Source organism: Halomonas alimentaria (genome assembly GCF_009902005.1).
GTDB classification, from domain to species: domain Bacteria; phylum Pseudomonadota; class Gammaproteobacteria; order Pseudomonadales; family Halomonadaceae; genus Halomonas; species Halomonas alimentaria.
This window is the reverse complement of sequence record NZ_WUTT01000001.1, coordinates 567258-592007: the sequence shown is the minus strand read 5'-3', so window position 1 is coordinate 592007 and position 24750 is coordinate 567258. Positions and strand designations below refer to the sequence as shown.

Here is a 24750-nt window from a genome sequence, read left to right as displayed (position 1 = left end):
CCCTCGGGGCGGCTTTCCAGGGGCCGTTCCGGCGAGGACGGCCCCGAGCATCAGCAAGCGGTATCGACCGCCACCAGACTTACTGGTGGGCGTTGACGTAGTCGATGGCTTCCTGAACGGTGGTGATCTTCTCGGCTTCCTCGTCGGGAATCTCGGTATCGAACTCCTCCTCGAGCGCCATGACCAGCTCGACGGTATCCAGGGAGTCGGCACCCAGGTCCTCGGTGAAGGAGGAGCTGTTCTGGATGTCCTCTTCCTTGACGTTCAGGCGCTCGGCCACAACCTTCTTAACGCGCTCTTCGATGGTGCTCATTATGACGTACTCCAGTCGTTCACATTGGCCGTCCAGATGACCAGCCGTTTGGGGTTCCAGATCCGCAAGCCGGAAGCTGCGGGGTAGTGTATAGAGCCCCCGGGGCCGGCGCAACCGCCGGACCCGGCACCTCTCAACGCATGTTCATGCCGCCATTGACATGCAGAATCTCGCCGGTGATGTAGCTGGCTGTCTCGCCGGTGAGGAAGCCCACCGCCGCGGCGATCTCCTCGGGCTGGCCGAGGCGCGCCAGCGGAATCTGCGTGAGCAGTGCCTTGTGCTGCTCCTCGGGCAGCGCCTCGGTCATGTCGGTGGCGATGAAGCCCGGCGCCACCGCATTGACAGTGATAGCACGCGAGGCCACTTCACGAGCCAGAGCCCGGGTGAAGCCCTCCATGCCCGCCTTGGCGGCAGCATAGTTGGTCTGCCCCAGGTTGCCCATGCTGGCCACCACCGAACTGATGCTGACGATGCGGCCGAAGCGCGCCCGGGTCATGCCGCGCAGGCAAGCCTTGCTGACGCGATAGACCGACTTGAGGTTGGTGTCGACGACGTCGTCCCACTCCCCTTCCTTCATGCGCATCAGCAGGTTGTCACGGGTAATCCCGGCATTGTTGACCAGGATGGTCGGTGCGCCGAACTCCTCGGTAATCGCCTTGACCAGGCCGTCGACGCTGGCCTGGTCGGTGACATCGAGACGCCGACCGGCACCCTGGATGCCCCGGGCCTTGAGGTCGGCATCGATCTTCTCGGCGCCGGCATCGCTGGTCGCGGTACCGATCACGATGCGCCCCTGGCGGCCCAGCTCGTGGGCGATGGCCCGGCCGATGCCGCGACTGGCCCCGGTGACCAGGGCGACTCTGGTTTCGCTAGTCATGAAAGTTACGCCTTCGTCCTGTGAAAAGAGATCAACCGTGGTTGGCTGCCACGCCGCGCGCCAGCTCCAGGGCCGCATCGAGGCTGTCGGGGTCATTGACCGCCAGGCCCTTGCTGCCGCGAGCGATACGCTTGCCCAGGCCGGTGAGCACCTTGCCCGGCCCACACTCGATGAAGACCTCGGCACCGCGCTCGCTCATGGCCTCGACGCAGGAAGTCCAGCGTACCGGACGATAGAGCTGTTCGATCAACCGCGTGCGCAGGGTCTCGACATCGGCATGGGCCTGGGCATCGACGTTCTGAATCACGGTATAACGCGGCGCTTTGAGTGTCACCTCACCCAGCGCGGCAGCCAGGCGCTCGGCGGCCGGCTCCATCAACGCGCAGTGAGAGGGGACCGAGACCGGCAGCGGCATGGCACGCTTGGCGCCCGCTTCCTGACAGCCCACGATGGCGCGCTCCACGGCCGCCTTGCTGCCGGCGATCACCACCTGTCCCGGAGCATTGTAGTTCACCGCCGAGACCACATCGCCATGAGCCGCCTCGGCACAGGCCTGCTCCACCACCGCGTCGTCGAGCCCCAGGATCGCCGCCATGGCACCCTGCCCCGCCGGCACCGCGGCCTGCATGGCCTCACCGCGCAGCTTGACCAGCCTGACCCCCTCGGCGAAGGGCATCACCCCGGCGCAGACCATGGCGCTGTACTCGCCGAGGCTATGGCCGGCCATGGCACCGGGGCGCGGCCCCTCGAGCTCCTGCCAGATGCGCCAGATCGCCACACTGGCGGTGAGCAGCGCAGGCTGGGTACAGGCGGTGGCGTTCAGCGCCTCGGCGGGGCCCTCCTGGACTACCTGCCAGAGGTCATACCCGAGGGCCTCGGAGGCTTCCTCGAAGGTCGTGCCCACCACGCTGTAGCGCTCCGCCAGCTCCCGCAGCATGCCGACCTGCTGGGAACCCTGTCCGGGAAACACGAGGGCGAGCGGTTGAGTCATCTTGGTCACCTTTGCTTTTATTGCCTGTCATCGCCGCCGGTCACACCGAGGCGAGAAGTAGAATGCCGTGGAGCTCCGCCCAACTCCCGCGCCAGCCGCCGCGGGAGATCATGCTCCACCTCCTGCACGGCGCGCAGCACGGCATAGCGGAAGCCCTCGGCGTCGGCGCCGCCGTGGCTCTTCACCACGATACCCGAAAGCCCCAACAGGCTGGCCCCGTTGTAGCGCACCGGGTCGAGCTCGCCACGCAGGCGACGCAGCGCTGGTCGTGCCGCCAGACCCACCAGGCGACTCCCCCAGTGGGCCTCGAAGGTCTGCTGGACCCGCGCGACCAGCATCCGAGCCAGGCCCTCGCTGGCCTTGAGCACGGCGTTGCCGACGAAGCCGTCGCACACCACCACATCCGCGGCCCCGGCGAAGATACCGTCGCCTTCGACGTAGCCGCCGTAGGCGAACTCCGGCAGCTCGCGCAGCCGGGCATCTGCCTGGCGCACGCTGGCGGTGCCCTTGGTGCCCTCGACGCCGACGTTGAGCAGCGCCACCCGCGGCCGCACCAGGCCATCCACATGGCGCGCCATTACCTCGCCCATGCGGGCGAAGTCCACCAGACGGTCGGCGGAGGCCTCGACATTGGCGCCCAGGTCGAGCAGGTAGCAACGCCCCTGGTCGCGCGTGGGAATCGCGGTGCTGATCGCTGGCCGGGGAATACCGGCCACGGTCCCGAGCGCGCGCCGCCCCAGGGCCATCAAGGCCCCGGTGTTGCCGCCACTGACCCCGGCACAGGCCTCACCCGAGGCTACGCAATCAAGCATGCGCGCCATGCTGCTGTCGCGGCCATGGCGCAGCGCCTCGGAGGGGCGCAGCCCCGGGGCAATCTCATCGGGGGCATCCACGACCTCCAGACGCGAACCGGCCGCGGCGAGACGCCGCGGCAGGCTGGCAATCTCACGCTCCAGTCGAGCCCGTGGGCCGAACAGTCGCAGCGCGAGACGGGTGTCCTGGAGGGCTGCCCCGGCGGCACCGCGCACTGTGGCACGGGGTCCGAGGTCCCCCCCCATCGCATCGATAGCGATCCGCATGAAGGGGGTCAGGAGCCAGGGGTCACCGCAGGTCGCGTCGTCGACTTAAGCGTCGACGACCTTGCGACCACGGTAGAAGCCATCCGGAGAGACGTGGTGGCGCAGGTGAGTGGCACCGGTCTCCTTGTCCTGGGACAGGGCCGGGGCGCTCAGGGCGTCGTGGCTGCGACGCATGCCGCGCTTGGAACGGGTCTTGCGGTTCTGTTGAACTGCCATGGGATGTCACTCCAGAGTGAATCGGTAATGAATCAGGATTTTCCCTTGAGGTGCCGGAGCACGTCGAAGGGGCTGGCTGCGGGCTCGCTGGATGCCACGGCATCCTCCCCGCTGGTCAGCTGGTCGCGTGAGACCGCACAGTCGGCCTCATCGTGGTAAACCACCTGGGGAAGGCTGAGGATCAGTTCATCCTCGACCACCGTCAGCAGGTTCAGCTGTTCGTCTTCCACCAGCACCGGCTCATGGGTGCTGGGCAACTCGGCCGCCAGGGCGTCGCTGGTGACCATGCCGAGAAGGAACTGGCTCTCGACGTCCTGCGCCATGGGGCGCAGGCAACGCCGGCAGGGCAGCTGCAGCGTGGCGCGCAGCCGCCCGTGGATCTCGCGACGCCCCTGGGGGTCGACGCTGAAATCCAGCCACACCTCGACGTCGCCATGCTGCTGACCGACCGCTTCGGTCAATCGCGCAAAGGCGTCAAGGGCCATCAGCCCTTCCAGGTGTTCGGCGCGGGCGGCGAGCTTGTAGGGCTCGACCCTGCCAGGGAGTCGTGTGGTCAACATAGGCGCGCAATGATAGGCACTCCCCCCGCCCCTGTCAAAGCCGCCGTGGCACTTGGCTTCATGCTACCCTGCGGCGCTATCGACACCCTGGAGACCCCTGCATGCCGCGCCTCGTCCTCGCCTCCGGTTCGCGCTGGCGACGCCAGCTTCTCGACCGCCTGGAACTCCCCTACGCCTGGCAGAGCCCCGACATCGACGAGACCCCGCGTCCCGGCGAATCACCCAGCGGCCTGGTACACCGCCTGGCGCTGACCAAGGCACAGCACCTGGCAGACGAGTGGCCGCAGCACCTGATCATCGGCTCCGACCAGATTGCGCTGTTCGCAGGCGAGGTCCTCGGCAAGCCCGCCGACCTTGCCGCCGCTCGCGCCCAGCTGGCACGATTTTCCGGCAACCGGGTGCGTTTCGTGACCGGCCTGGCGCTGGTGGATACCCGCCACGGCCGTCACCGAGTCTGCCACGAGACCTATGACGTGGTGTTTCGCGCGCTCAGCGAAAAGGAGATCGCGAACTATGTGGAACGGGAGAAGCCGCTGGAGTGCGCCGGCAGCTTCCGTATGGAGGGGCTCGGGATCACCCTCTTCGAACGCCTCGAGGGCGACGACCCCAACACCTTGATCGGCCTGCCACTGATCCGGCTCTGCGCCCTGCTGCGCGAGGCGGGCCTCGACCCGCTAGGCGCTGCCACCGAGTAGGCAGCGGCGCCGGGGGCAGGCCGAAGAGGAGGTCCTATGCCAGGGATGGCATCGGTAGCGCCCAGGGAGGGGTTCACAGCGCCTCCTCGTAGGCCTGCCGCCGGAAAAGCCGCGTCTTCAGCAACCTGCTTCAAGGCAGCTGATAACGCACCGGCGACTCGGCCCGCGGCAGCCCCAGCCACTCCATGGCCACCCGGCCAAATTGGCGCGACAGGCGCTCGAAGGGATCCAGGCGAGGGGTGTAGTCGCGCAGTTTGGGCTCGGAAAGCCGCTCCCGCGCCAGGGTATCGAGACTGCCCAGGGCGTCCACCAGGCCGAATTCCAGGGCCTGCTCACCACTCCAGACGAGGCCGCTGAACAGGGCGTCGTCATCACTCAACCGCTCTCCTCGCCCTTCGCGTACCGCGGCGATGAACTGGTCATGGGTGCTCTCCAGCACCGACTGCCAGAACTCACGCTGCTCCGGAGCCACTTCCGAGAAGGGGTCCAGGAAGGCCTTGTTGTCTCCGGCGGTGTAGACCCGACGCTCGACGCCCAACCGGTCGATGGCCTCCTGGAATCCGAAGCTCGAGTAGATCACCCCGATGGAACCCACCAGGCTGGCCGGGGCGGCAATGATCTCATCGGCACCGGCGGCAATATAGTAGGCACCGCTGGCGCCGATATCCTCGATCACCGCGATGATCGGCTTGTCGCCCTCGCCGCGCAGCCGCATGACCTCGTCGAAGATGCGCTGGGACTGCACCGGGCTACCCCCGGGGCTGTTGATATGCAGCACCACCGCCCGGCTCTGCTCGGCTTCCCAGGCGCGCTTAAGCCCCGCATTGATGCGCTGCGCACTGGCGGTTCCGTCGGCATCGATCACTCCCTCCACCTTGACCACGCCCAGGTGCGGGCCCTCCGCCCCACCCACCGCGGATGGCCCGGCCAGCAGGCCGTAGAGGGTCACCGACAGGGAGGCCGCGATCAGCGCCGCGAACAGGAAGCGAAAGAAGAGCTTCCAGCGGCGTGAACGACGCTGCTCGGCAAGCACGCCGTCGATCCAGCGGCCCATCATCGCCGTCTGCTCGAGGCGCTGGCGCTCGCGCAGCGCCTCGGCATCCTCGGCGGCAGGCAGCTCATCCGCATCGCTCGCCCGGCGCCGTTCCCGGGCCTCGTCGCGACTCAGCTCGGGTCCCTGAGTCCAGGGGTCGCGCCCCTCCTCATGCTCGTTGCGCTCATCGGACATCGTCTATCTCCCCTGTAGCCAGTCGAACAGTTCCGGCACCGCTTCGGCGGTGAAGGTCGGCAGGCTCGCCGACAGGCGCTCGGGCGCATGCACACCCCAGGTAACCGCCACGCGATCCATGCCGATGGCGCGCGCCATCTCCAGGTCATACTCGGTATCACCCACCATGACGGCCTCCGCCAGCGGCACCTCGAGTTCGGCAAGCAGCTGCTCGAGCATCAGCGGGTGGGGTTTGGAGCGGGTCTCGTCGGCGGTCCGACTGGCGTGGAACCAGTGCCCGCTGTTGCTCTCCAGGAAGACGCGGTCGAGGCCGCGGCGGCTCTTGCCGGTGGCCACCGCCAGGCGTTGCCCGGGCCGCATATGCAGCTCGGCCAGCCCACCCTCCACCTCGGGGAAGAAGGACATGGGCGTGTCGTTGCCCTCGACGAAATGCCAGGCATAGCGGCTGCGCAGCAGTTCGGCGCGCTCCGCATCGATGCCCGGACACAGGGAGGCGATGGCCTCGGGAAGCCCCAGGCCGATGATATTGCGGATGCTCTCCGGCGCGAGCTCACCCCAGCCGGCGTCCCGCGAGGCCGCCTGCATGCAGGCGACGATCCGCGCCGCGGAGTCCATCAGGGTCCCGTCCCAATCGAAGATCACCAGTCGATAGCGCATGTCGTCTCCTCAGAGGGCCTCGCGGGCGCGGGTCAACACCGACTCGAGATCGTCGGGCAGCGGCGCGCGGATACGCACCTCACGGCCGCTGGTCGGTTCGGGAAAGGCCAGCGACTCGGCATGCAGGAACAGTCGCGAGAGGCCGAGCCGCGCGGCAAGCTGCTGGCTTTCCCGGGTACCATACTTGTCGTCACCGAGCAGCGGGTGTCCGGCGTGGGCCGCATGAACGCGGATCTGATGGGTACGACCGGTGACCGGCTCCGCCTCCAGCAGGCTCACCTTCGGAAAGGCCTCATGCACCGCGAAACGGGTGCGGGCTACCTTGCCCTCGGCGTCGACACGCACGCGGCGCTCGCCGTTGGCCAGGGTGTAGCGATCCAGGCGAGCCGCCACGAAGTCACGGCGTGCGGGCCAGCGCCCCGCCACCAGCGCCAGGTAGCGCTTGTCCATCTGCTGCTGCTTGAGCGAGGTGTTGAGCGCCAGCAGGGCCGGCCGTGACTTGGCCAGCAGCAGGCAGCCCGAGGTATCGCGATCCAGCCGGTGCACCAGCTCCAGGAAGTCGAGATCCTCGCGCACCTGGCGCAACGCCTCGATCAGGCCGATCTTGACCCCGCTGCCGCCGTGCACGGCCAGCCCCGAGGGCTTGTTGATCACCAGCCAGTCACGCCCCTCCACCAGCACACTGCCGGCCAGCAGGTTGCGCAGGTTATCGCTCACCTCGCGTACCGCCTCGCGAGGCGACAGCTTCAGCGGCGGGATACGCACCAGGTCCCCCGTGGCCAGACGGGTATCGGGCTTGACGCGCTTCTTGTTCACACGCACCTCGCCCTTGCGCACGATGCGATAGATCAGCGCTCGCGGCGCTCCCTTGATGCGCGTCATCAGGAAGTTGTCGACCCGCTGGCCGTCCTGCCCTTCCGTGACCTCTATCCACTGTACGTCGCGCCCTTCGGCCATGCCGAGACTCCACTGCTCAGAACCTGCGAAAGGGCGCATTCTAACGCAGTGTTCGCCCCGCCGCGCCAATTGCTGGTAACCGTGCTTGCTGTTATATTGCCAAGTCGCTCCAATGGGCATCATTGCACCCGCAAGGCGCCTGCCCGACAGACACGCAGGCCGGAGCGAAAATATCAGGCCGCGACGACGCCAAGACGTCCCGCCGCCCGTTGCAAGAGACAAGCGATACAGCGATAAACGCGCCACGCCCGGATCCCCCCGCCGCTACCCCAGTCACGGAGCGACGGCAGGCCACGGGACACGTTCAACAGCGTGCCGGAGGCCGGCGTAGGCGAATCGATGAATGCCAGGTGTTGGCGGTGACCGCAGGGCCGGATGGGTGACGCCCGCCGAGACATGTCCTGCCCCCGCCCCGTACTCAACAGGCTCATGCCGCGGCGCTGCCCCACCGGGAGCGACGCGGTCGGACGCAGCTGCGCATCCGTGACATGCGCTGAGCACAGGCACGCAGCACACAGCGGTTCGCCACGTCGCGCTCGCCGGCGCCATATAGTGCGAGTCAACATGAAACGGATGCTCATCAATGCGACCCAGCCCGAAGAGCTGCGCGTCGCGCTGGTCGATGGACAACGCCTCTACGATCTGGACATCGAATCCGGTGCCCGGGAACAGAAGAAAGCCAATATCTATCGGGGCAAGATCACCCGCATAGAGCCTTCCCTCGAAGCCGCCTTCGTCGACTTCGGCGCCGACCGTCACGGCTTCCTCCCCCTCAAGGAGATCTCCCGCGAGTACTTCGTCAAGGATCCCGATGGTCGCCCCAGCATCAAGGAGGTGCTGAAAGAGGGCCAGGAGGTGATCGTTCAGGTCGACAAGGAAGAGCGTGGCAACAAGGGCGCCGCCCTGACCACCTTCATCTCCCTGGCTGGCCGCTTCCTGGTGCTGATGCCCAACAACCCCAAGGCCGGCGGCATCTCGCGGCGCATCGAGGGCGAGGAGCGCAGCCAGCTCAAGGAGGCCATGAACCAGCTCAGCGTGCCGGACCGCATGGGCCTGATCGTGCGCACCGCGGGTATCGGCCGCAGCCCCGAGGAGTTGCAGTGGGACCTCGACTACCTGGTTCAGGTGTGGGAGTCGATCACCGCCGAGGCCGGCAAGCGCCCTGCCCCCTTCCTGATCTACCGCGAGTCCAACGTCATCATCCGCGCCATGCGCGACTACCTGCGCCAGGATATCGGCGAGGTGCTGATCGACAGCCCCGCGGTACACGAGGAGGCGCTGGCCTTTATCCGCCAGGTGATGCCCTCCTACCAGCAGAAGATCAAGCTCTACGTCGACGAGGTGCCGCTCTTCTCGCGCTTCCAGATCGAGTCGCAGATCGAGACCGCCTACGAGCGCGAGGTGAAGCTGCCTTCCGGGGGCTCCATCGTCATCGACCATACCGAGGCGCTGGTCTCCATCGATATCAACTCGGCGCGCGCCACCCGTGGCAGCGACATCGAGGAGACGGCCCTGCAGACCAACCTGGAGGCGGCCGACGAGACCGCTCGCCAGTTGCGCCTGCGTGATATCGGCGGCCTGGTGGTGATCGACTTCATCGACATGAGCCCTGCGCGCAACCAGCGCGAGGTCGAGAACCGCATGCGCGACGCCCTCAAGCTCGACCGGGCTCGGGTGCAGATCGGCCGCATCTCGCGCTTCGGCCTGATGGAGATGTCACGCCAGCGCCTGCGCCCCTCGCTGGGCGAGACCAGTGGCGTGGTCTGCCCGCGCTGTAACGGCCAGGGCACCATCCGCGACGTGCGCTCCATCTCGCTCTCCATCATGCGTCTCATCGAAGAAGAGGCGATGAAGGAGCGCAGCGCCCAGATCCGCGCCATCCTGCCGGTGCCGGTGGCGACCTACCTGCTCAACGAGAAGCGCAAGGTGCTGGCCGACATCGAGCGTCGCCAGGATGTCCGGGTCGTGCTGCTGCCCAACCCCGATATGGACACCCCCCACTACGACGTCCAGCGCCTGCGTGACGACCACGTCGAGGAGGACGGCAGCCAGAAATCCAGCTTCGAGCTCCCCCTCGACACCGAGGTAGGCAAGGAGCCCGAGGCCTCCTTCGGCAAGCCGGTGCAGCGCGCCGAAGCCGCGGTGAAGACCGTGATTCACCACGAACCGGCACCTGCCTCCCTGCAGCAGGAGGCGCCGGCGAAGCAGGAAGCGCCGGCCGCCCCTGCCAAGGCCGCCGCACCCCGACGCAGTGCCCCGCCGGTAGCCGTGGAGCCCCAGGGCGGCGTGCTCGGTCGTCTGGTCAAGGGACTCAGCAAGCTGCTGGGTGGCGATGAGGCGCCATCGGGCGACACCGCCAGGAAGTCGACCCCTGCTGCGGCTCCCGCAGGCAGCGACAAGGGTGAGCGCAAGTCCGCCCCCCGTGAGGAGGAGCGCGGCGGACGCAACACCCGTCAGCGCCGCCCGCGCAGCGAGGAGCGGCGTGGCGCGTCGCGCCAGGACAACGAGCGCACTGACGGCAAGGCGGAAGGCAACGACAACCGCGGTAGCCGCGGCGGCCGCAACCGTGGCCGTCAGGACAGCAATCGCCAGGAAGAGAGCCGCCAGGCGCGACAGCAGGACGCCACCAGGGGGCGCGACGACAACCGCCGCCAGAACGGTGGTGAGAAGCGCGACCCGCGTGCCACCCAGAAGCCGGCCGAACCCCAGAAGCAGGATGACGCCAGCAAGTCGGCCGACGCCAGGAGCGATGCACCGGTCGATGACGGCAAGCCCAAGCGGACGCGCAACAACCCGCGCAACCGCAGCCGTCAGCACGCCATCAGCCCCAAGGCGCTCGAAGAGCAGCAGCGATTGCAGGCGGAAGCCGCCAAGGCCGCTGACCAGGACGACGCCAGCCAGGCCGAGCCCGTGAAGGCCGAGGCCAAGTCCGAGGCGCCGAAGGCAGAAGCCCCGAAGGCAGAGTCCAAGCCCGAGGCACCCAAGGCCGAAGCCCCGAAGGCAGAGCCCAAGCCCGAGGCGCCCAAGGCTGAAGCCCCCAAGTCAGAAGCCAAGCCCGAGGTAACCAAGGCCGAAGCCCCGAAGGCAGAGTCCAAGCCCGAGGCACCCAAGGCCGAAGCACCGAAGGCAGAGCCCAAGCCCGAAGCGCCCAAGGCCGAAGCCCCTAAGGCAGAGCGAAGGCCTCCGAGGGCGTCATCTTCTGCTTGCCTTCCACGACCTGACGGGTATCTGTGGTGTTGTCTGTGCTCATGGGGCCTCCTGAATGCGATCGATATATTTTTTATGGTATGAAAAGTTCCGTATAACGAAACTTGACTCAAATCTAGCCGCCTCCCCGAGAAAGGTCAACACTAAATCTCGTAAAACGGTACAAATTGATTTCTTTTACAGAACACGCTACCTTGAGCACACAAGGGAGACCTGCCATGACCAGTCACAAGACCGAGACGACGCGTATAGAAGGCGACACTCCTGCACAGCGCCTGCTGGCGCTGCTGGAAGTCATCGCTGACAAGGATCATTTCTTCACCTTGCAAAGCCTGGTGGAGGAGACCGGCATGCCCAAGCCGACGCTGCACCGCATGCTGCAGCAGCTCGAGGGCTCCGGCATGCTGCAGCGTGAGGCCGACAGCCGCCACTATGGCAAGGGCAATCGCCTGCGCCGGCTGGCCGAGAACCTGCTGCTCAACGATACCGTGCATGGCGCGCGTCACGCCGTGCTGAGTCAGCTGGTCGACGAGGTGGGCGAGAGCTGTAACATCACCGCCTTGTCGGGAAGCGAAGTCCTCTACCTGGACCGGGTCGAAACCTCGGAGGCCCTGCGGTTTTACCTCCATCCCGGATCACGGGTGCCGGTGCACTGCTCCGCCAGCGGCAAGCTGTTTCTGGCACAGATGTCGCCGGCCCAGCGTAGACGCCTGCTGGGCGAGGCGCCTCTCAAGGCCTTCACGACAAACACCTTGACCGATATGGACCAGCTGGAACAGGAGATCGACGCGGTACGCCAACAGGGCTACGCCTTCGACGACGAGGAGTTCCTGTCAGGGCTGCTATGCATTGCCGTGCTGGCCAACAACCCCCAGGGCGGCAAGTCCAATATCGGCATCGCGATTCAGGCACCTATCATGCGCCTCACGCGAGAGAAGGCGCTGGAGTGCCTGCCGGCACTTCAGCGAGCCGCTAACGCCATCGCCGCTATCGACAGCGACGCCATGCTTACCCAGCACCACACTGCCAGCAGCGTCTAGCGACGCGACCGGCAAACACCCGTCGACGACCCCGAGTCGTCGGCAACCACGCTTGACGGGGTGCCGTTGAAGACGGCTGAGATCATGCCTCTCTACCAGAGACACAGCATGGATCCCGTTGAACCTGAACTGGTTAGGACCAGCGTAGGGATCAAGCGACCGAGCAGGACCACCTGCCGCGCCCCCTGTCCGCTGTCCTCCCTGATAATGCCAAACCCAAGGGGAGAGCACCGATGAGCAACACCAACCACTTCCTCGCCGAACGCGCCCGCGTCGACGCCGCCGCCATCCAGCCGCTACCCGGCTCGCGCAAGGTCTATGTGACGGGTTCACGCCCCGATATCCGCGTCCCCTTCCGCGAGATCGCGCTGTCGCCGACCAGAACCTCCGGCGCCGATGAAGAAAACCCGCCGTTGCTGGTCTACGACACCTCCGGCCCCTACACCGACCCCGAGGCCGAGATCGACCTGCGCCGCGGCCTGCCGGAGCTGCGCCGCGACTGGATCGAGGCGCGCGGCGACACGGAGTGGCTCGATGGCCCGACCTCCGAGTACGGACGGCGCCGCGCCAATGATCCCATGCTCGCCAACCTGCGCTTCGACCTGACTCGCTCTCCAAGACGCGCAAAGGCGGACAAGAACGTCACCCAGCTCCACTACGCGCGCCAGGGCATCGTGACCCCGGAGATGGAGTTCATCGCCATCCGTGAGAACCAGCGGCGACAGCAGCTCGGCAGCCAGGAGGTGGAGCGCATCCTCGGCCATCAGCACGCCGGTCAAGGGTTTGGTGCCCGATTGCCGGAAGAGATCACACCCGAGTTCGTGCGTGATGAGGTCGCCGCCGGCCGCGCCATCATTCCCTGCAACATCAACCATCCCGAATCCGAACCGATGATCATCGGCCGCAACTTCCTGGTGAAGATCAACGGCAACCTCGGCAACTCGGCGGTCACCTCCTCGATCGAGGACGAGGTCGACAAGATGACCTGGGGCATCCGCTGGGGCGCGGACACCATCATGGACCTCTCCACCGGGCAGAACATCCACGAGACCCGCGAGTGGATCATCCGCAATGCCCCGGTGCCGATCGGCACCGTGCCGATCTACCAGGCCCTGGAGAAGGTCAACGGCGTGGCCGAGGATCTCACCTGGGAGGTGTTCCGCGACACCCTGATCGAGCAGGCCGAACAGGGCGTCGACTACTTCACCATCCACGCCGGGGTGCTGCTGCGCTACGTGCCGCTGACCGCCAAGCGGGTCACCGGCATCGTCTCCCGTGGCGGCTCGATCATGGCCAAGTGGTGCCTCTTCCATCACCAGGAGAGCTTCCTCTACACCCATTTCGAGGAGATCTGCGAGATCTGCAAGCGCTACGATGTCGCCTTCTCGCTGGGCGATGGCCTGCGCCCGGGCTCGGTGGCCGACGCCAATGACGAGGCGCAGTTCGCCGAGCTCGAGACCCTGGGCGAGCTGACCCGCATCGCCTGGAAGCACGACGTCCAGGTGATGATCGAGGGCCCGGGCCATGTGCCGATGCACCTGATCAAGGAGAACATGGACAAGCAGCTCATCGAGTGCGATGAGGCGCCCTTCTACACCCTTGGGCCGCTGACCACCGACATCGCGCCGGGCTACGACCACATCACCTCCGGCATCGGTGCGGCGATGATCGGCTGGTATGGCTGCGCCATGCTCTGCTACGTGACCCCCAAGGAGCACCTGGGTCTACCCAACAAGGAAGATGTGAAGACCGGCATCATCACCTACAAGATCGCCGCCCACGCCGCCGACCTGGCCAAGGGCCACCCGGCCGCCCAGCGCCGCGACAACGCCCTGTCCAAGGCGCGCTTCGAGTTTCGCTGGGAGGACCAGTTCAACCTCGGCCTGGACCCAGATACCGCCCGGGAGTACCACGACGAGACGCTACCCAAGGACTCGGCCAAGGTGGCGCACTTCTGCTCCATGTGCGGCCCCAAGTTCTGCTCGATGAAGATCACCCAGGAGGTGCGTGACTATGCGGCCAAGCACAACCTGGACGGCGATGCCGAGGCCGTGATGCAGGGCATGGAGGCCCAGGCGGAGAAGTTCCGCGCCCAGGGTGCCGAACTCTACAAGCCGGTCTGACAAGACGACGCCCCCACCAATCGGTGGGGGCGTCGTCATTGGTGGCTACTGCCAGCGACGATCAGAAGCGGTAGCGCACACCCACGCTGGCCGCGTCGAAGTCGTACTGGTCCTCGTCGAGGTAGCGCATATAGTCGGCACCCAGGGCCAGGTTGGGCGCCACATCGAACTCGGCACCGGCGCCGTAGGAGAAGCCAGACTCGCTGTCGACGTCGAAGTCCACGTCGGTCATGCCGGCCAGGCCGTAGAGGCGAAACTCCTGGGAAACCGGCAGGATGCCCTTGGCATAGAGGCCCACCAGGGAGTCGAGCTCCACGCTCCCATCGGAGCCGCCGCCACCCAGGTGGCCCTCCACGGCGAAGTAGTCGTTGAACTTCAGACCACCGTTGACGCGCAGGCCGGTGCCATCACGGCTGTCGGCACGACCATCGGGATCGACCTCCCAGAACATGGCGTCACCACCCACATAGCCCTGGGGATAGGGAGGCTGCTGGGCCTGGGCAGCGGTGGCGCCGGCGGCGAACAGGGCGGAAGTCAGAGCGGCAATGGTCAGGGTCTTCATGACGTACTCCTCATTAATGAACACCGTTTCCTAACGCCGATAAGTGTGGTCCCTCTACGACAATGTATCAAGGGACAAATGTGTAAAGTTGCGCTACGCCGCGTCGCCGAGTGGCGACATGCCGCCCACCTGCCCTCCCGGCTATACTGAGCCTTCACGCTGGACAGGACCCGAGGATGCGCCACTGGTTGATCGCCAATACCCGGGCCGGCAACGGCTCCCGCGGCGCGGGCTTCTGGAAGCCACGCCTCGAGCGCGCCGGCATCACCTCGCTGCAGGTGCGTGATCTCGCCGAGGATGATTGGGAGACGACGCTTTCGGCCGACGATATCGTGCTGGTCGCGGGCGGCGACGGCTCGGTCAACCGGGCTGCTCGCGCGTGTCATGCCTGCGGGGCCATCCTGGGCGTGCTGCCGTCGGGCACCGCCAACGACTTCGCCAGGAACCTCGGCCTGCCGGAGGATCCCGATGCCCTCTGCGAGCTGGTCGCGCGGGCCCCGATCGCACGGGTCGATGTCGGCTGGCTCGATGACCAGCTGTTCCTCAACGTGGTCCACGTAGGCCTCGGCACCCTGCCAGCCACTCAGGCCTCACCGCGCCTCAAGCGCTGGCTGGGGCGCTTCAGCTATGCCGCCGTGCTGCCTCAGCTGCGTCGCCTGGGGCTGATGCGGGGCTTCCAGGCGCGCCTCGAGATCGACCACGAGATCCTCGAGGAGCGCTGGCTGTCGCTGGCCATCGCCTCCGGGGCCTTCTTCGGTGGCGGTTCAAAGGTGCCGGGCGCCTGTGCCCGGGATGGCCACCTGACCCTGGTCGTTGTGCGCCCCCGACCCTGGTGGCGGCTGCTGTGGACCTTTATGGTCACTCGCCTGCTCGGCCATACGCCGCAGGATGACGACAGCGTGCTGGTGCGCCGGCCGTCGACATGCCGCATCGCCATGCATCACGGGCACCGGGTGACCGCCGACGGCGAGTCGTTGGGCCACTTCCGGGAGCTGACGCTACGCGTCGAGCCTGCGGCGCTACGAGTGATTGTCGGGCCCTGCTGAGCCGCCCTCACTCCTGCTTCGACAGCCCGAGGATCACGATGCCCGCCAGTACCATACCGCCCCCCAGCAGCTGAATGGGCGACAGCGTCTGGCCGAGGACCAGGTAACCCAGAACCAGCGCCGCCACCGGCTCCATGTTCATCGCCGGGGCGTTGCGCGCCATGTCCAGGCGCGGCACGCTGATGAACAGGATGGAGAAGGCCACGCCATAGAAGAGTCCCAGCGCGGCCAGCCCCCAGGCACCGGCGAGGCTCTGCGGAAGATCCATGCCACCCGGAACCAGGCCGGCGGCGCCAGCCGCCAGCATGCTGACCAGCACCGTGAGCATGGTCAGCAGGCTACGCAGGGTGCTGCCCACCTCGGCCAGGCGATGTTCGGTGATCCATAGCGCCCAGGCGAAGACGAAGGCGGCCGCCAGCCCCAGCCCCACGCCGAGGAACCAGTCGGGGCCCATGGCATCGGGGTCGGCGAGCCAGGTCGGCACGTCCAGCACCACCACCAGCCCGGCGAGAATCACCCCCATGATCAGTGCCGCTCGCGCTGTCGGGCGCGGCCCGCCCATCGCCCAGCTGATCAACGCCAGCTGGATCGGCAGCGTATTCATCAGCAGCAGCGCCACCACCACCGGGATGCGTGCCACCGCCGAATAGAGGGAGAGGCTCTGCACCACCACCAGCAGCCCCACCAGCAGCTGCCAGCCAGCGGTACCTGCCGGCAGACGCAGCGACTTGCGCTGGAGCATCACCAGGGTACCGAGCACCACCACCGCCACGCTGGAGCGTACCAGGATCGCCAGCAGCAGCCCGGTGCCCTCATCGAAGGCGACCCGGGCGGCGACATGATTGGTGGCAAACAGTGTGGCCACGCTGCACAGCAGCGCAATGGCCAGCGGGCGAGGGAGAGCGGAGGCTTGAGACATGGGGCTTCCTTGCGCGAACGGTCTGGTGGGCAGGGCCTTCGACCCGGAACATGACGGGTATCAAGCAACGGCCACTGCCGGTGGCGGGTCACCATGTTAGCCTAACGTCTCACCCTGTCCACGAGACTACCCGATGCGCGACCCGGTCCTGGTGATCAACTGCGGCTCCTCCTCCATCAAGTATGCCCTGGTACCCGAGGACCCGGCCCTGCCTCGCCAGTCGGGCCTGGCCGAGCGCCTGGGCGGCAACGATGCGCGCCTGAAGGGGGTCGATGCCGACGGACGCGAGTTCTCGCAGCCCCTGCACGGCGCCGACCACGCCGAAGCCATGGCCGTGATCCTCGAGCGCCTGGGCGGCCCGCCCCCCGCCGCGGTGGGCCACCGTATCGTGCACGGCGGCGAGCGCTTTACCGGCGCCACGCGTATCGACCCCGCCGTGCTGCGCGCCATCGAGACCACCGGCGCCCTGGCTCCGCTGCACAACCCCGCCAACCTGGTGGGGGTGCGCGCCACCCTGGCGCTGTTCCCGGCATTGCCCCAGGTCGCGGTGTTCGATACCGCCTTCCACCAGAGCCTGCCGCCGCGCGCCTACCGCTACGCCCTGCCCCAGCACCTCTATGCCCAGCACGGCATCCGTCGCTACGGCTTCCATGGCAGCAGCCACGCCTACGTCAGCGGGCGCGTCGATCATCTCTCCACCCGCGCCCATGGCGGCTGGCTGGTTGCCCATCTGGGCAATGGCTGCTCGACCTGCGCCGTGTGGCAGGGCCAGAGCGTGGATACCAGCATGGGCCTGACTCCCCTGGAGGGCCTGGTGATGGGCACCCGCAGCGGCGACGTCGACCCCGGGCTGCACGCCCACCTGGGCCGGCAGCTCGGCTGGTCGCTGGAGCGTATCGACACCCTGCTCAACAAGGAGAGCGGCCTGCTGGGCCTCTCCGGGATCTCCAACGACATGCGCCGCCTGGAACAGGCCGCCGCCGAGCACCATCCCGGCGCCGAACTCGCCATCGAGGTGTTCTGCTATCGCATCGCCAAGTCCCTGGCCGCCCTCTCCTGCTCCCTGCCGCGACTCGACGGTATCGTCTTTACCGGCGGCATCGGCGAGAATGCCAGCGCGGTGCGTGCCCGGGTGATAGAGGCCCTGCCCCACTTCGGGCTGCGCCTCTCGGCCACGGCCAACGCCGAGACCGTGGGCGGCCAGGAAGGGCGCATCGATGCCGGCGCCGCCGGGCCCGAACTCTGGGTGATCCCTACCGACGAAGAGGGCCAGATCGCCTTCGAGACCCGCCAACTCCTCAGCGAGACTCCCGCATGACGCGTCCCGATCCCCGCACCCTGCTGCTGGTGCCCACCGGCACCGGTGTCGGCCTCACCTCCGCCTGCCTGGGGCTGATTCGCGCCCTGGACACCCTGGGCCTCAAGGCCAGCTTCCTGCGACCCTTCCGTCAGGATGAGTTCAACGGGCCCGGTCCGGACCGCTCAACGGCGCTGGCTCGCAGCACCCTGGGGCTGACACCCCCCGAGCCACTGCCACAGATGCGCGTGGAGCGGCTGCTGCGCGACGACCGCATCGCCGACCTGATGGAGGAGGCGGTCGCCAGGCACACGCGAGCCGCCGCCGGCGAGGAGGAGACACGCCCCGACCTGGTGGTGGTCGAGGGCCTGGTGGCCAGCCCTCAGAGCAGTTATGCCGGCCAGCTCAACGCCGAGCTGGCCCGCGCCCTGGATGCCAGGGTGATCCTGGTGGCCGACGGTGACCTGAGCGATCCCCGCCAGCTGGCGGAGCAGCTCGATATCCATGCCCAGCCCTTCGACGGCGCGCGCTCCTCGCGCACCCTGGGCTGCATCCTGATGCGCGTGCGCCCGCTGCCGGAAACGGCCACCGCGCCCCCGCTCGCCGCTCCCGAACTGGCCGCGCACACCAACGGCGAACTGGCCGACACCCTGCGCCAGTACCTGCCCGCCCTGGATGGCCAGCAGTTCCGGCTGATCGGCGCCGTGCCCTGGCACGACGCCCTCTCCGCGCCGCGGGTCATCGATGTGGCCCGCGCGCTGGGCGCCCAGTTCCTGCACGAGGGCGAGGCCTCCACGCGCCGGGTGATGGGCACCAGCCTGTGTGCGCGCAGCGCCTCCCGGGCGCTTCACGTGTTCAAGCCGGGGCGGCTGATCGTCTCCCCGGGCGATCGCGACGACATCCTGCTGGCCTCCGCACTCTCCACCATGAATGGCGTGCCGCTGGCAGGCGTACTGCTCACCCACGGCGAGCGGCCCAGCGAGTCGATGGTGGATATCTGCCGTCCCGCGCTGCGCAGTGGCCTGCCGGTGCTGGCGGTGGACTCGGACAGCTTCGATACCGCCAAGCGCCTCGACCGCATGGCCAACGACATCCCCATCGACGATGCCAAACGCGCCGAGCAGGTGACGCGCTTCGTCGCCGGCCACCTCGACCTGCCATGGCTCAAGGAGACCCTGAGTCGGGGCTATCCGCGCCGGCTCTCCCCCGCCGCCTTCCGCCATCAGCTGGTACAGCTGGCCCAGCGTGCCGACCGGCGCATCGTGCTGCCGGAAGGCAACGAGCCACGCACCGTGGAGGCCGCGGTGATCTGCCAGCAGCGCGGCATCGCCCGCTGCGTGCTGCTCGGCAGGCGCGAGGAGATCCAGGAGGTGGCCAGTCAGCGCGGCATCGAGCTGCCAGAGGGGCTCGAGATCATCGACCCCGCCGCCATCCGCCAGCGCTACGTGGCGCCCATGGTGGAGCGCCGTGCCGGCAAGGTGAACGAGCTCACCGCCGAGGATCAGCTGCAGGACAACGTGGTGCTCGGCACCATGATGCTCGCCGAGGACGAGGTCGACGGCCTGGTCTCCGGGGCGGTGCACACCACGGCCAACACCGTGCGTCCCGCCTTCCAGCTGATCAAGACATCCCCGGACTACCGCCAGGTGTCGTCGATCTTCTTCATGCTGCTGCCCGAACAGGTGGTGGTCTATGGCGACTGCGCGGTGAACCCGGACCCCGACGCCGAGACCCTGGCCGAGATCGCCATCCAGAGCGCCCGCTCGGCGGCGGCCTTCGGCATCGAGCCGCGGGTGGCGATGATCAGCTACTCCACCGGCGAGTCCGGCTCCGGCGCCGACGTGGAGAAGGTGCGCCAGGCCACCCGGCTGGCCCGGGAGCGCGCACCGGACCTATGCATCGACGGCCCTCTGCAGTACGACGCCGCAGCCATCGAAAGCGTGGGCCGCCAGAAGGCACCGGATTCCCCGGTGGCCGGCCGCGCCACGGTGTTCGTCTTCCCCGACCTCAACACCGGCAACACCACCTACAAGGCGGTGCAGCGCAGCGCCCATGTGGTCAGCGTCGGCCCCATGCTGCAGGGCCTCAATAAGCCGGTGAACGACCTCTCCCGGGGCGCCCTGGTGGATGACATCGTCTACACCATTGCGCTGACCGCCATCCAGGCGGCCCAGGCAGACTGAGCCATCCAGGCAGCAGCCGCGGTGACTGGCCGCGGCTGGCCAATCGGAATATGCTTGAGGAACCCGTTGCCTTCGTCCTGGAAGGCCAGAACCAAGATGGAGAAAGAGATGCCCGGCTTGCTTCCCGATGTCGACCCCGATGGCCTGCTGGAATACTCGGTGGTCTATACCGACCGCTCGCTGAACCACATGTCGGCGCGCTTCCAGGAGGTGATGCGCGAGGTCTCCTCGCACCTCAAGGAAGTCTACAACGCCCATAGTGTGGTCATCGTCCCCGGCAGCGGCACCTTCGGCATGGAGGCCGTCGCCCGCCAGTTCACCAAGGGCCGGCGCGCCCTGATACTGCGCAACGGCTGGTTCAGCTACCGCTGGAGCCAGATCCTCGAGATGGGCCACATCCCGGCAGACATCAACGTGCGCAAGGCGCGTCGCCTCGACGAGGATGACACTACCTCGCCGTTTGCCCCCGCGCCGCTGCAGGACGTGATCGACACCATTCGCGACACCCAGCCCGACATCGTCTTCGCCCCCCACGTGGAAACCTCCTCGGGCATGATGCTGCCCGACGACTACATCCGTCAGGTGGCCGATGCCATCCACGAGGAGGGCGGCCTGTTCGTGCTCGACTGCATCGCCTCCGGCACCATGTGGGTGGACATGCAGGACCTCGGCGTCGATGTGGTGATTAGCGCGCCGCAGAAGGGTTGGAGTGCATCGCCCTGCTGCGCCATGGTGATGCTCTCCCGCCTGGCCCGCGAGACCATCGAGGAGACCACCAGCACCAGCTTCGCCTGTGACCTGAAGAAGTGGCTCTCGATCATGGAAGCCTACGAGAATGGCGGCCATGCCTATCACGCCACCCTGCCCACCGATGGCCTGGTGACGCTGCGCGACGTCATGCTGGAGATCGAGCAGTACGGCCTCGACAAGGTCCGTGACGAGCAGCAGGCGCTGGGTAGCGGCGTGCGTGAAGTGCTCGCCGACTTCGGCTACAAGAGCGTGGCCGCCCCCGGCTACGAATCCCCCGGCGTGGTGGTCTGCTATACCGACGACCCCGGCATCGTCGGCCGCTTCGCCGAGGCGGGGCTGCAGGTCGCCGGCGGCGTACCGCTGATGTGCGACGAAGGGGAAGGTTTCCAGACCTTCCGCATCGGGCTGTTCGGCCTCGAGAAGCTCCACCATCACCAGCGCACCATCGACACCCTGCGCCAGGCTCTGGAGAAGGTCTCGGAGCCGGTCTCGACTCCGCCCGACGAGGCGTGAGGGGATCCGCAGGCGATCACGGCATGCATGATACGAAGAGGGCGGCCCCTGGGCCGCCCTCTTCACGTTGTCAGGCTTCGCTTGCTGTCACTCGTTGATGCGACGATCAGGCTGCCCCGAAACCACGCGGTACGTAGCCCAGGTTGTTCTTGACCTCCTTGACGCCTCCCGTGTTCTCGGCCGCGACCTGCACCGCCATGCGCTCCTTGTCGCTCTCCACCAGCCCCCAGAGCTCCACCTTGCCCTGGCTGACGATGACGTTGATACGGTCGACCATCACGCCGGTGTTCTCGTCGATCTCCTTGAGGATCGCCTCGCGGATCTCGCGATCATCGGCACTGGCAGAGGCCTCGGGGCCGGCCACGGCGAAGCCCTGAAGCAGGTTGGCGCGGCTGACGATGCCCACCAGCTTGCCCTCCTTCACCACCGGCACACGCTTGATGTGGTGCTTCTCCAGCAGGCGCGAGATCTTCGCCAGTGGCATCGTCTCGTCGATGGTGAGCGGGTCGGGGGTCATGATCTCGTGGGCGCGACGCCCGTGTGACTTGACGTACTCGCCGGGATCGTTGACGGCGAACAGCCGCAGCCACCAGGACTTGTTGCGCTTGTCGTCCTCGACGCGGCGGATCAGGTCGCCCTCGCTGACGATGCCCAGCACCTTGTCGGCCTCGTCCACCACCGGCACGGCACTGATGCCATGTTCGAGCAGCAGGCTGGCGATCTCGCGCACTTCACTGTCTCGGCCTACGGTGATGACATTACGGGTCATGATATCGGCGGCTTGCATCGATGTTCTCCAGCGGGTTCAGGGGCTTGTACAAGCAACATAGCAATGCCCTGAACGCTTCGCCTTGATCCAGGCCAAAAACTGTCAACGCAGGATCGAGGGCTCCGGTCGAAGCCTGCCGGCCAGACTGGTATATTTGCCCGCTTCGCTTGGCACCGTCTGCTGCAACAATCCACGACAAACGGGCAGGACTCCCATGACACTCTTCATGAGCCTCGTCGGGATGGTGACGCTGATAATCATCGCCCTGATCTTCTCCTACGACCGCCGGTCGATCCGCCTGCGCACGGTAGGCGGCGCCTTCGCCATCCAGGTCGGCATCGGCGCCTTCGTGCTCTACGTGCCCTTCGGCCAGACCGTGCTCAAGGCCATCTCCGACGCCGTCAGCCAGGTGGTGCTCTATGCCAACGACGGCATCGGCTTCGTCTTCGGCGGGCTGGCCGAGGTCGACAACATCGGCTTCGTCTTCGCCATCAAGGTGCTGCCGGTGATCATCTTCTTCTCCTCGCTGATTGCCGTGCTCTACCACCTGGGGATCATGCAGTGGGTGATCCGCATCCTGGGGGGCGCCCTGCAGAAGGCGCTGGGCACCTCGCGCACCGAGTCGCTCTCCGCCACCGCCAATATCTTCGTCGGCCAGACCGAGGCGCCACTGGTGGTGCGCCCCTTCATCGCCCGCATGACCCCCTCGCAGCTGTTCGCGGTGATGTGCGGGGGGCTGGCTTCGGTGGCCGGCTCGGTGCTCGCCGGCTACGCCGCCATGGGTGTGCCCATGGAGTACCTGGTGGCCGCCTCCTTCATGGCCGCCCCGGGCGGGCTGCTGTTCGCCAAGCTGATCATGCCCGAGACCCGCGAACCCGAGGACAGCGTCTCGAAGATCGAGGAGGAGCACGAGGAGGACGTCGACAAGCCCAGCAACGTGATCGACGCCGCCGCAGCAGGAGCCTCCTCGGGGTTGATGCTGGCCGCCAACATCGGCGCCATGATGCTCGCCTTCATCGGCCTGATCGCCCTGATCAACGGCATGCTGGGGGGCATCGGCGGCTGGGTCGGCCTCGAGCAGCTCAGCCTGGAGTGGATACTCGGCTGGCTGTTCGCACCGCTCGCCTTCCTGCTCGGCATCCCTTGGGAGGAGGCCACCCTGGCCGGCTCCTTCATCGGCCAGAAGATCGTGGTCAATGAGTTCGTGGCATTCATCAACCTCGGCCCCTACCTGAGCGGCGAGGAAGTGGTGGCTGCCACCGGCCAGGTGATGACTCCTCACACCATGGCGATCCTGTCGTTTGCCTTGTGCGGCTTCGCCAACCTCTCTTCCATCGCCGTCCTGCTCGGCGGCCTGGGCAGCATCGCTCCCATTCGCCGCCACGAGATCGCCCGCTACGGCCTCAAGGCGGTACTGGCCGGCACCCTCTCCAACCTGATGTCGGCCTCCATCGCTGGCTTCTTCATGGCGCTGGCGGCGGCCGGCTGATACCGGCGTCCGCCCCGCCTTCGCGCCCCGCCCCCGGGGCGCCACCAGACACCCTGACACCCCGCGACCAATGGATGCTTCCATGACCAATGACCTCCAGCGCACCGCCCGCCAGGCGCTGCCCCTGATGGACCTCACCAGCCTCAACGACGACGACACAGACCGCGGCATCGAATCGCTGTGCCGTCGTGCTCGCACCCCCGCCGGCACCCCCGCCGCGGTGTGTGTCTACCCGGCCTTCGTCACCACCGCCCAACGCACCCTCAAGGCGCTGGATCTCGCCGGCAAGGTGCGGGTGGCCACGGTGACCAACTTCCCCCATGGCGGTGACGACATCATGGCCGTCGCCCGCGAGAGCCGCGAGGCGGTGGCCGCCGGGGCCGACGAGGTGGACGTGGTCTTCCCCTGGCGCACCCTGCTGGCCGGCGACGAGGAGACCGGTCGCGAACTGGTCGCCTGCTGCCACCAGGCCTGCGGCGATGCCACCCTCAAGGTGATCCTCGAGACCGGCGAGCTCAAGGACCCGGCGCTGATCCGCCGCGCCGCCGAGCTCGCCATCGAGGGCGGCGCCGACTTCCTCAAGACCTCCACCGGCAAGGTGACCGTCAATGCCACCCTGGAGGCTGCCGAGATCCTGCTCGAGGCGATCAAGGCCAGCGGCCGCGACGTCGGCATCAAGGTCGCCGGTGGCGTGCGCACCACCGAGGATGCCCAGGCCTACCTGGCACTGGCCGAGCGGGTGATGGGCGCCAACTGGATCACCCCCGGACACTTCCGCTTCGGTGCTTCCGACCTGTTCGATGACCTGCTGGTCGCCCTGGGCATGGCAGTGGCACCGGCCGGAGGCAAGGCGTGAGCGCAGCCGATGCGACCCTGATCGAGACCCTGGTGGCGGTGCGCGGCAACGCCTACGCCCCCTACTCCCGCCACCCGGTGGGCGCGCTGGTAATCGGCGAGAGCGGCACCCGCTACGCCGGCGCCAACGTCGAGGTGGCCCACTACAAGGGGCTGTGTGCCGAGGCCTCGGCCATTTCCGCCATGGTCAGCGCCGGCGAGCGCCGCCTGCGCGAAGTGTGGGTGATCGGGCCCGGCGAACACCTCTGCACCCCCTGCGGTGACTGCCGCCAGCGCATCCGCGAGTTCGCCGACGAGCACACCCGCATCCGCGTGGTGGATGCCGACGGCGAGTTGCTGAAGGAGTACAGCATGGCCGAGCTGCTCCCCGACGCCTTCGGGCCGGAGAACCTCGGCCAAGCCCTCTGAGCGGCTGCCCCTTCCG

General features: G+C 67.4%; 23 protein-coding genes and 1 riboswitch. Of the genes, 11 read left to right on the top strand and 12 right to left on the bottom strand.

Annotated elements, in window-relative coordinates; all coding sequences use genetic code 11:
* Nucleotides 1-79 precede the first annotated feature (79 nt).
* The 6 genes from acpP to GRB96_RS02860 form a co-directional block, all read right to left on the bottom strand.
* Nucleotides 80-313, bottom strand: a complete 234-nt coding sequence (acpP, locus tag GRB96_RS02885) for an acyl carrier protein (RefSeq protein ID WP_008956801.1) — start codon at nt 311-313, stop codon at nt 80-82.
* 133 nt (nt 314-446) lie between these two features.
* On the bottom strand, nt 447-1190 hold the full coding sequence (gene fabG, locus GRB96_RS02880) for a 3-oxoacyl-ACP reductase FabG (protein WP_161430365.1): 744 nt from the start codon (nt 1188-1190) through the stop codon (nt 447-449).
* A 31-nt stretch (nt 1191-1221) separates the two neighbouring features.
* A complete protein-coding gene (fabD, locus tag GRB96_RS02875) occupies nt 1222-2181 on the bottom strand; it encodes an ACP S-malonyltransferase (protein WP_161430364.1) in 960 nt (319 codons plus the stop codon).
* Nucleotides 2182-2198: 17 nt separating this feature from the next.
* Nucleotides 2199-3260 carry a phosphate acyltransferase PlsX gene (gene plsX / locus GRB96_RS02870; protein WP_161430363.1) on the bottom strand — a complete coding sequence of 354 codons (1062 nt, stop codon included), beginning with the start codon at nt 3258-3260 and terminating at the stop codon, nt 2199-2201.
* Nucleotides 3261-3305: 45 nt separating this feature from the next.
* Nucleotides 3306-3476, bottom strand: a complete 171-nt coding sequence (gene rpmF / locus GRB96_RS02865; RefSeq protein WP_161430362.1) for a 50S ribosomal protein L32 — start codon at nt 3474-3476, stop codon at nt 3306-3308.
* A 32-nt stretch (nt 3477-3508) separates the two neighbouring features.
* Nucleotides 3509-4036, bottom strand: coding sequence for a YceD family protein (locus tag GRB96_RS02860; RefSeq protein ID WP_161430361.1), 528 nt, complete (start codon nt 4034-4036; stop codon nt 3509-3511).
* A gap of 101 nt (nt 4037-4137) precedes the next feature.
* Between GRB96_RS02860 and GRB96_RS02855 the strand changes: the two genes are divergently transcribed.
* Nucleotides 4138-4731, top strand: a complete 594-nt coding sequence (locus tag GRB96_RS02855; RefSeq protein ID WP_161430360.1) for a Maf family protein — start codon at nt 4138-4140, stop codon at nt 4729-4731.
* A gap of 130 nt (nt 4732-4861) precedes the next feature.
* On the opposite strand, the gene sppA is transcribed toward GRB96_RS02855, so the two are convergent.
* From sppA to GRB96_RS02840, 3 genes are read right to left on the bottom strand one after another with little or no spacing between them, the layout of a single operon-like run.
* Nucleotides 4862-5959 carry a signal peptide peptidase SppA gene (sppA, locus tag GRB96_RS02850; protein WP_161430359.1) on the bottom strand — a complete coding sequence of 366 codons (1098 nt, stop codon included), beginning with the start codon at nt 5957-5959 and terminating at the stop codon, nt 4862-4864.
* A 3-nt stretch (nt 5960-5962) separates the two neighbouring features.
* The gene (locus GRB96_RS02845) at nt 5963-6616 is read right to left on the bottom strand and encodes an HAD-IA family hydrolase (protein ID WP_161430358.1); all 654 of its coding nucleotides are present in this window, start codon (nt 6614-6616) and stop codon (nt 5963-5965) included.
* Between the two features lie 9 nt (nt 6617-6625).
* On the bottom strand, nt 6626-7573 hold the full coding sequence (locus GRB96_RS02840) for an RluA family pseudouridine synthase (protein WP_161430357.1): 948 nt from the start codon (nt 7571-7573) through the stop codon (nt 6626-6628).
* A 564-nt stretch (nt 7574-8137) separates the two neighbouring features.
* On the opposite strand from GRB96_RS02840, the gene rne reads away from it, so the two are divergent.
* The 3 genes from rne to thiC all read left to right on the top strand — a co-directional run bounded on the left by rne (nt 8138) and on the right by thiC (nt 13943).
* Complete coding sequence (rne, locus tag GRB96_RS02835) at nt 8138-10864, top strand: ribonuclease E (RefSeq protein WP_161430356.1); 2727 nt, start codon at nt 8138-8140, stop codon at nt 10862-10864.
* A gap of 134 nt (nt 10865-10998) precedes the next feature.
* Nucleotides 10999-11820 (top strand): IclR family transcriptional regulator, encoded by an 822-nt coding sequence (locus GRB96_RS02830; protein ID WP_161430355.1) that lies wholly within the window; start codon nt 10999-11001, stop codon nt 11818-11820.
* A 46-nt stretch (nt 11821-11866) separates the two neighbouring features.
* Nucleotides 11867-11988: riboswitch (TPP riboswitch) on the top strand.
* Nucleotides 11989-12053: 65 nt separating this feature from the next.
* Entirely contained in the window at nt 12054-13943 is a 1890-nt protein-coding gene (gene thiC / locus GRB96_RS02825) for a phosphomethylpyrimidine synthase ThiC (protein ID WP_161430354.1), read from the top strand.
* Nucleotides 13944-14004: 61 nt separating this feature from the next.
* Here thiC and GRB96_RS02820 read toward each other — a convergent pair whose 3' ends face one another.
* Entirely contained in the window at nt 14005-14505 is a 501-nt protein-coding gene (locus GRB96_RS02820; RefSeq protein WP_161430353.1) for a porin family protein, read from the bottom strand.
* Between the two features lie 176 nt (nt 14506-14681).
* Between GRB96_RS02820 and GRB96_RS02815 the strand changes: the two genes are divergently transcribed.
* On the top strand, nt 14682-15551 hold the full coding sequence (locus GRB96_RS02815; protein WP_161430352.1) for a diacylglycerol/lipid kinase family protein: 870 nt from the start codon (nt 14682-14684) through the stop codon (nt 15549-15551).
* Nucleotides 15552-15558: 7 nt separating this feature from the next.
* Here the strand turns inward: GRB96_RS02815 and GRB96_RS02810 are convergent, their stop codons facing one another.
* Complete coding sequence (locus tag GRB96_RS02810; protein WP_161430351.1) at nt 15559-16470, bottom strand: DMT family transporter; 912 nt, start codon at nt 16468-16470, stop codon at nt 15559-15561.
* A 133-nt stretch (nt 16471-16603) separates the two neighbouring features.
* Here GRB96_RS02810 and GRB96_RS02805 point away from each other — a divergent pair, with 133 nt between their 5' ends.
* From GRB96_RS02805 to GRB96_RS02795, 3 genes are all read left to right on the top strand, one after another.
* The gene (locus tag GRB96_RS02805) at nt 16604-17788 is read left to right on the top strand and encodes an acetate/propionate family kinase (protein ID WP_161430350.1); all 1185 of its coding nucleotides are present in this window, start codon (nt 16604-16606) and stop codon (nt 17786-17788) included.
* Nucleotides 17785-19950 carry a phosphate acetyltransferase gene (pta, locus tag GRB96_RS02800; RefSeq protein ID WP_161430349.1) on the top strand — a complete coding sequence of 722 codons (2166 nt, stop codon included), beginning with the start codon at nt 17785-17787 and terminating at the stop codon, nt 19948-19950. The genes GRB96_RS02805 and pta overlap by 4 nt, the downstream gene beginning before the upstream one ends.
* Nucleotides 19951-20058: 108 nt before the next feature.
* Nucleotides 20059-21213, top strand: a complete 1155-nt coding sequence (locus tag GRB96_RS02795; protein ID WP_161430348.1) for an aminotransferase class V-fold PLP-dependent enzyme — start codon at nt 20059-20061, stop codon at nt 21211-21213.
* Between the two features lie 106 nt (nt 21214-21319).
* Here GRB96_RS02795 and GRB96_RS02790 read toward each other — a convergent pair whose 3' ends face one another.
* Nucleotides 21320-22000, bottom strand: a complete 681-nt coding sequence (locus GRB96_RS02790; protein WP_161430347.1) for a CBS domain-containing protein — start codon at nt 21998-22000, stop codon at nt 21320-21322.
* Nucleotides 22001-22196: 196 nt separating this feature from the next.
* On the opposite strand from GRB96_RS02790, the gene GRB96_RS02785 reads away from it, so the two are divergent.
* The 3 genes from GRB96_RS02785 (at nt 22197) to cdd (ending at nt 24734) form a co-directional block, all read left to right on the top strand.
* Entirely contained in the window at nt 22197-23471 is a 1275-nt protein-coding gene (locus tag GRB96_RS02785; RefSeq protein WP_161430346.1) for a NupC/NupG family nucleoside CNT transporter, read from the top strand.
* A 70-nt stretch (nt 23472-23541) separates the two neighbouring features.
* Nucleotides 23542-24327, top strand: a complete 786-nt coding sequence (gene deoC / locus GRB96_RS02780) for a deoxyribose-phosphate aldolase (RefSeq protein WP_161430345.1) — start codon at nt 23542-23544, stop codon at nt 24325-24327.
* Entirely contained in the window at nt 24324-24734 is a 411-nt protein-coding gene (gene cdd / locus GRB96_RS02775) for a cytidine deaminase (RefSeq protein ID WP_161430344.1), read from the top strand. The genes deoC and cdd overlap by 4 nt, the downstream gene beginning before the upstream one ends.
* The last annotated feature ends 16 nt before the right edge of the window (nt 24735-24750 follow it).

What these genes read in the sequence shown, in the direction of transcription:
- GRB96_RS02840 (WP_161430357.1), bottom strand. Translation starts at nt 7,573, where the DNA reads ATGGCCGAAGGGCGCGACGTACAGTGGATAGAGGTCACGGAAGGGCAG.
- GRB96_RS02815 (WP_161430352.1), top strand. Translation starts at nt 14,682, where the DNA reads ATGCGCCACTGGTTGATCGCCAATACCCGGGCCGGCAACGGCTCCCGC.
- GRB96_RS02795 (WP_161430348.1), top strand. Translation starts at nt 20,059, where the DNA reads ATGCCCGGCTTGCTTCCCGATGTCGACCCCGATGGCCTGCTGGAATAC.
- rpmF (WP_161430362.1), bottom strand. Translation starts at nt 3,476, where the DNA reads ATGGCAGTTCAACAGAACCGCAAGACCCGTTCCAAGCGCGGCATGCGT.
- GRB96_RS02845 (WP_161430358.1), bottom strand. Translation starts at nt 6,616, where the DNA reads ATGCGCTATCGACTGGTGATCTTCGATTGGGACGGGACCCTGATGGAC.
- GRB96_RS02830 (WP_161430355.1), top strand. Translation starts at nt 10,999, where the DNA reads ATGACCAGTCACAAGACCGAGACGACGCGTATAGAAGGCGACACTCCT.
- GRB96_RS02860 (WP_161430361.1), bottom strand. Translation starts at nt 4,036, where the DNA reads ATGTTGACCACACGACTCCCTGGCAGGGTCGAGCCCTACAAGCTCGCC.
- sppA (WP_161430359.1), bottom strand. Translation starts at nt 5,959, where the DNA reads ATGTCCGATGAGCGCAACGAGCATGAGGAGGGGCGCGACCCCTGGACT.
- fabG (WP_161430365.1), bottom strand. Translation starts at nt 1,190, where the DNA reads ATGACTAGCGAAACCAGAGTCGCCCTGGTCACCGGGGCCAGTCGCGGC.
- GRB96_RS02805 (WP_161430350.1), top strand. Translation starts at nt 16,604, where the DNA reads ATGCGCGACCCGGTCCTGGTGATCAACTGCGGCTCCTCCTCCATCAAG.
- GRB96_RS02855 (WP_161430360.1), top strand. Translation starts at nt 4,138, where the DNA reads ATGCCGCGCCTCGTCCTCGCCTCCGGTTCGCGCTGGCGACGCCAGCTT.
- plsX (WP_161430363.1), bottom strand. Translation starts at nt 3,260, where the DNA reads ATGCGGATCGCTATCGATGCGATGGGGGGGGACCTCGGACCCCGTGCC.
- pta (WP_161430349.1), top strand. Translation starts at nt 17,785, where the DNA reads ATGACGCGTCCCGATCCCCGCACCCTGCTGCTGGTGCCCACCGGCACC.
- acpP (WP_008956801.1), bottom strand. Translation starts at nt 313, where the DNA reads ATGAGCACCATCGAAGAGCGCGTTAAGAAGGTTGTGGCCGAGCGCCTG.
- GRB96_RS02820 (WP_161430353.1), bottom strand. Translation starts at nt 14,505, where the DNA reads ATGAAGACCCTGACCATTGCCGCTCTGACTTCCGCCCTGTTCGCCGCC.
- thiC (WP_161430354.1), top strand. Translation starts at nt 12,054, where the DNA reads ATGAGCAACACCAACCACTTCCTCGCCGAACGCGCCCGCGTCGACGCC.
- rne (WP_161430356.1), top strand. Translation starts at nt 8,138, where the DNA reads ATGAAACGGATGCTCATCAATGCGACCCAGCCCGAAGAGCTGCGCGTC.
- GRB96_RS02790 (WP_161430347.1), bottom strand. Translation starts at nt 22,000, where the DNA reads ATGCAAGCCGCCGATATCATGACCCGTAATGTCATCACCGTAGGCCGA.
- GRB96_RS02785 (WP_161430346.1), top strand. Translation starts at nt 22,197, where the DNA reads ATGACACTCTTCATGAGCCTCGTCGGGATGGTGACGCTGATAATCATC.
- deoC (WP_161430345.1), top strand. Translation starts at nt 23,542, where the DNA reads ATGGATGCTTCCATGACCAATGACCTCCAGCGCACCGCCCGCCAGGCG.
- GRB96_RS02810 (WP_161430351.1), bottom strand. Translation starts at nt 16,470, where the DNA reads ATGTCTCAAGCCTCCGCTCTCCCTCGCCCGCTGGCCATTGCGCTGCTG.
- fabD (WP_161430364.1), bottom strand. Translation starts at nt 2,181, where the DNA reads ATGACTCAACCGCTCGCCCTCGTGTTTCCCGGACAGGGTTCCCAGCAG.